The sequence below is a fragment of the Gracilimonas tropica DSM 19535 genome, assembly GCF_000375425.1.
Classification (GTDB): Bacteria; Bacteroidota; Rhodothermia; order Balneolales; family Balneolaceae; genus Gracilimonas; species Gracilimonas tropica.
The window spans coordinates 1-4,884 of sequence record NZ_AQXG01000029.1 but is presented as its reverse complement, the minus strand read 5'-3'; the positions used below and the strand labels follow the sequence as shown (position 1 = coordinate 4,884).

Below are 4,884 nucleotides of genomic sequence, written 5' to 3'. Positions count from 1 at the left end.
GTCACTTTACATCGGAAAACCCGCAGGAATTAAGGTTTTTGTTCACTGGACCTTTATTCTGCTGGTAATCTGGCTCTCGTGGATGCATCTGCAGCAGGGCCACGGGCTTTATGAAATCACTCTGGGCCTGATCTTTCTCGCAGCTCTGTTTGCCTGCGTAACATTCCATGAGTTTGGCCACGCGCTTACCGCCCGCCGTTATGGAATCGAAACACGGGATATCAATCTTTTACCCATCGGTGGTGTGGCTCGGCTGGAACGCATGCCCGAAGATCCAAAACAGGAATTGGCTGTGGCCATAGCAGGCCCGGCTGTTAATGTGGCTATTGCTGCGGGATTATATCTTCTTATGCTGTTTCTTGGACAAACAGATATGGAGCTTGGGCATCATATAACCGGCGGTAATTTTCTGGCGGATTTACTGGTGATCAATATCATACTGGTCGTGTTTAATCTGATACCTGCCTTTCCCATGGATGGCGGTCGTGTACTTCGGGCACTGCTTGCCTTTAAAATGAAAAGAAGTAAGGCCACCCAGGTGGCTGCAGCAGTTGGGCAGTTGCTGGCCATAGGATTTGTGTTTTTTGGTCTCTTTTACAATCCCTTTTTATTGTTCATCGGTATTTTCGTGTTCCTGGGTGCCGGGGCGGAGGCTACCCACGTGACCAGGCAGGAGACTCTACGGGAAATAACTCTGGGAGATCTGATGAGGGTGGATTACCCCGTGCTTTCCTATACCGCTTCGGTCTCAACGGCTGCATCCGCGTTCATGGAAAGCCGTGAACCCGAACTGGCCATTACGGACGGAGACCGTTATGTCGGTGTCGTATCGTACAAATTTATTATCAATGAACTCCAAAAAGGGCATTTCGAAAATCCGGTTATCAACCTGATCAACGACCAGGTAAAAACTGTACCCCTGAATACAACTATTGACCAGTTGTTAGAAGAATTTCATCGATCAAATCAATATATGTTTCCGGTGGTTGATAACAACCGTTTGGTAGGTGTAATCTCTAGAAAAGAGCTGGAACAACTACCGGATCCAGACTGAATTAGCTGCCCATAATGAAAACCATTAAATTCGTCCGTCTGATTTAAGGTTGTTTTAAGCCCTCTTGTTGTATTATGGATGTAGAATCTTAACTGGTCCATTATGGCATCGTTTCAAACATATATACTCAACCAAAGGACGAAATCATGTTATTCGATCATCATTTTATAGGCATGCACTGGATCTGGTGGCTTATTATCACTGCCATTATCTTGCTGGTGGTATTCGATATTATTCCCTACCGATCCCGAATAGAGCCAGAAGAAGATCCGCTTGATATTCTAAAAAAACGATTCGCCCGGGGCGAGATTGAAAGGGAAGAATTTGAAGAACGCAAACAGGTGTTAGAACAGAGCAAATAACATAACGGAATTCAATAATGAAAAAAACTAAAGTAGCAGTAAACGGATACGGAGTCATTGGAAAGCGGGTGGCCGAAGCGGTAGCCCTGCAGGATGATATGGAACTTGTGGGCATCGGTGATGTGGCCGCTGACTGGAGAATAAAGGCAGCAGCAAAAAAATATGACATATTTGCCAATACGGAAGAAGGACGCAAGGCGATGGGTAACCAGAAAATTGAGGTGTCAGGAGATCTTGATGACCTGCTGGACGCTGCCGATGTAGTGGTAGATTGTGCTCCCAAAAAATTCGGTGCCCAAAATGCGGAAAAATACAGACGGGCAGGAGTGAAATTTATAGTGCAGGGTGGGGAAAAACACGAGACTGCCAGCCATTCTTTCAGCGCAGAAAATAATTACGCCTCGGCACTGGGACGAGATGCCACCCGGGTGGTTTCCTGTAACACCACTTCGATTGTTCGAACGCTGAGTGCATTAAAACGAACGGGACTGCTCAAAAAAGCACGTGGCACCCTGCTGCGCCGGGCCACCGACCCGTGGGAAAGCCACAAAAACGGCATCATGAATACGTTAGTGCCCGAGCCGGAGATCCCCAGTCACCAGGGACCTGATGCTCAGAGTGTAGATCCGGAGCTCGATGTGTTAACTGCAGCGGTAAAAGTACCGGAGACCCTGAGCCACCTACACTATTGGACGGTTCAATTGACGAAACAGACCTCTAAGAAGGAAGTGCTGAACGCCTTCGCCACCTCCACCCGAACTGCTTTTATTAATATGAGTGACGATCTTTCGGCCAATAATGCTGTTAAGGAACTGATGCTTGACCTTGGACGTTCCCACGGCGATATGTACGAAGTGGCGATCTGGGAGGATATGCTCAAAGTGGAGGGTGATGAGTTATACTACGCCTATCTGGTTGACAATCAGGCTATTGTAATACCTGAAACAATCGATGCCATCCGTGCGCTTACAGAAATGGAAACAGATCCACAAAAATCCATCGACAAAACAAACCAGTCGCTGGGTATTACCCAACGGTTTATTTAACGAATGCACACAACTATTAAAATAGAGAAATTGCAAAATGGAAAGAGGAATTGAACACTCCGGTGCCTGGATCATCGCACTTTTTGTGATCGTTTTTGCTTCCTGGCTTTTGTACAAATATATGGCTCCAAAAACCTGGCGAGAATGGGTGGGTGCCGGGCTGATTCAGGGCTTTATCATTGCCCTGTATGCAGAAATGTACGGATTTCCACTTACCATTTATCTGATGGTCCGGTTTTTGGGATTGGATAGTGGTAGTAGCGGCCTAAACGCTAATCTATGGTCCACCTTGGTGGGGGTTGGCGAAACCGGGATGATGATCTCAATGATTGTGGGCTATGCCCTGCTATTTATTGGATTCGGCATTTTTATCCAGGGCTGGCGTCAGCTGTATCGTGCCAAGGAGGAGGGCCGGCTGGCCAAGGATGGATTGTACGGTTTGGTTCGGCATCCGCAATACACGGGATTGTTTATAGGACTATTTGGCGAAGGAGTTATTCATTGGCCAACCATATTCTCGGTAGGCCTGTTTCCGGTTATTGTTATCGCTTATGTCCTGCTTGCCAAACGGGAAGAAAAGAAAGTGATCGAAGAATTCGGAGAGGAATATCTTGAATATAAGCGAAAGGTTCCGGCCTTTCTTCCGATAAAAGGTAAATGGAAGCAGTTTATTCAAGGGACAACTACTGATCAAAATAAACTTCCTTAAATAAAATTTTCATACCAACAAAAGCGAATGTAATGCTAAAGAAAAGACAAACAAAAAAGAGCCCGACACTTATAATATATTGTGAGGGTTGGTGCAACCATCTTCGCAAAATAGCAAATGCCCTCATGGAAAAGAATATCTCATTCAAATATGTTGACTTAAGATTTGATAAACCAATGTTCGAAAAGTTATCATCAAAAATAGGTTCACCATTACCCCTACCAATACTGGAAATTAATGGTACCTATTTTAAAAAACCGGCTTATGTAACTATCACTAAATTGCTTAAACAGAGTAAATGGGAGAATAGTATTGATAAATTACTCTATGGCTCGTCGCCAAACCAAAAGGTTTAAGGTTGTTATGCTTCACAAATTTACAAATAACAATCTAGTATTAAGTAACGCATCCCTTTACTTACGTAATTAATGTTTAAAAACCTGCTTGGCTCTATAAAGATCAGAAATCAAATCTTTGATTTTATCACAACCATTGAAAAAGTTGCATATTTCACGATTTCAAAATGATCCAACAAAGTTCTTATTATCTCAAACCTTAAAATTTAATAGAGCTATGGCAAACAGTTAAAAAATCGAAGTAGAATAATTCTTATTAACCATAAATAATTTTATCTAGTGACACCCTATAGTTGTAATCTAAATCGCTGTAACTTTTAATGTCCATTTTTAATCGTTGTTCAAAATCAAGAGATAATTCTTCATAACTACCATATCCCAACTCTTCAACAATGCATCGAACTGATAGGGTTTTGTAAGAAATCAATTCTTTAGCCCGTTCAAACCGAAGGGTGTTGAAATATTCATGAATTGAGCACTCACATTCAGATAAAAATTGTTTGTCCAGTTTTTCGTATTCAACCTGCATAAATAACTCCAGATATTCAGAATAAGAATCAACCCATTTTATGGTTGTATTAAAGTATAGTAACCGAATGAGTAATATCTTTACTTTTTCAACCGTCCGAGCTTCTTCAGAGATTAGCAGATCAAAACCAACTTCTTTCAGTCGTTCTGTGATTTGTTGAAGTATAGCATCTTGTGGCTTATTAATTACAGCGTGTCCTAATTCAACAGCCTGCACGGTGCACCCCAATTGTAACAGCGATTGCCTCACTACAAGTATGCACTGTGGGCAGACCATATTTTTTATAAATATTACATATTTGCCGTTATTCATAAATATTCTCCATATTTTTTAGGTGAATACACATTAGCACAACCACTAAAAAATAGACAAATAAGCCTTAAATAAACCTTAAATCATCTGCATATTTTTATCGTCAGGTAACTCTTTTTAAAACAGGGAATATAAAACAAACCATAAAAAATTTTTGCTTATTGTTGATACTACTTTAGCCCTTTTAAGCTTCTCTTAAGGATGACGGTTATATATTTGCCGGAAATATCTATAGTAAAATAAACTCCGGCTGGATGAAGAAAAAAGAGATCGGTATCCTGTTGTTCTGTCTGTTCCTAGTGATGATCGGCTACGGACTAACATTGCCCATTCTCCCTTTTTTAGTAGAAAAAGCAGCAGATTCAAACGAACTGCTTGGCTTTTCCTCGGCTATTCATGTAGGATTGATGACCGGTATCTTTCCATTGATGCAATTTCTTTCAGCTCCGTATTGGGGGAGCTTGTCAGACCGAATAGGCCGATCTCCGGTACTTGCAGCAGGCATGGGCGGTTATG

General features: G+C 42.2%; 7 protein-coding genes. 6 read left to right on the top strand and 1 reads right to left on the bottom strand.

Annotation, left to right across the window (positions count from 1 at the left end; all coding sequences use genetic code 11):
- The 5 genes from B151_RS0117265 to B151_RS20200 all read left to right on the top strand — a co-directional run.
- The coding region (locus B151_RS0117265; protein WP_020404890.1) for a site-2 protease family protein at nt 1-1,054 on the top strand (1,054 nt) is incomplete at its 5' end.
- Between the two features lie 146 nt (nt 1,055-1,200).
- Entirely contained in the window at nt 1,201-1,416 is a 216-nt protein-coding gene (locus tag B151_RS0117260) for an SHOCT domain-containing protein (RefSeq protein WP_020404889.1), read from the top strand.
- Nucleotides 1,417-1,433: 17 nt separating this feature from the next.
- Nucleotides 1,434-2,462, top strand: coding sequence for a type II glyceraldehyde-3-phosphate dehydrogenase (locus B151_RS0117255; protein WP_020404888.1), 1,029 nt, complete (start codon nt 1,434-1,436; stop codon nt 2,460-2,462).
- Nucleotides 2,463-2,499: 37 nt separating this feature from the next.
- The gene (locus B151_RS0117250; RefSeq protein WP_020404887.1) at nt 2,500-3,171 is read left to right on the top strand and encodes a methyltransferase family protein; all 672 of its coding nucleotides are present in this window, start codon (nt 2,500-2,502) and stop codon (nt 3,169-3,171) included.
- A 32-nt stretch (nt 3,172-3,203) separates the two neighbouring features.
- Complete coding sequence (locus B151_RS20200) at nt 3,204-3,527, top strand: thioredoxin domain-containing protein (RefSeq protein ID WP_020404886.1); 324 nt, start codon at nt 3,204-3,206, stop codon at nt 3,525-3,527.
- Between the two features lie 256 nt (nt 3,528-3,783).
- Here the strand turns inward: B151_RS20200 and B151_RS0117235 are convergent, their stop codons facing one another.
- Nucleotides 3,784-4,368, bottom strand: a complete 585-nt coding sequence (locus B151_RS0117235) for a helix-turn-helix domain-containing protein (protein ID WP_020404884.1) — start codon at nt 4,366-4,368, stop codon at nt 3,784-3,786.
- 254 nt (nt 4,369-4,622) lie between these two features.
- Here B151_RS0117235 and B151_RS19140 point away from each other — a divergent pair.
- A partial coding sequence (locus B151_RS19140) for an MFS transporter (protein ID WP_040517249.1) occupies nt 4,623-4,884 on the top strand: 262 nt, incomplete at its 3' end.

Coding starts and splice junctions, on each gene's coding strand:
- B151_RS0117260 (WP_020404889.1), top strand. CDS start 1,201: ATGTTATTCGATCATCATTTTATAGGCATGCACTGGATCTGGTGGCTT.
- B151_RS0117255 (WP_020404888.1), top strand. CDS start 1,434: ATGAAAAAAACTAAAGTAGCAGTAAACGGATACGGAGTCATTGGAAAG.
- B151_RS0117250 (WP_020404887.1), top strand. CDS start 2,500: ATGGAAAGAGGAATTGAACACTCCGGTGCCTGGATCATCGCACTTTTT.
- B151_RS20200 (WP_020404886.1), top strand. CDS start 3,204: ATGCTAAAGAAAAGACAAACAAAAAAGAGCCCGACACTTATAATATAT.
- B151_RS0117235 (WP_020404884.1), bottom strand. CDS start 4,368: ATGAATAACGGCAAATATGTAATATTTATAAAAAATATGGTCTGCCCA.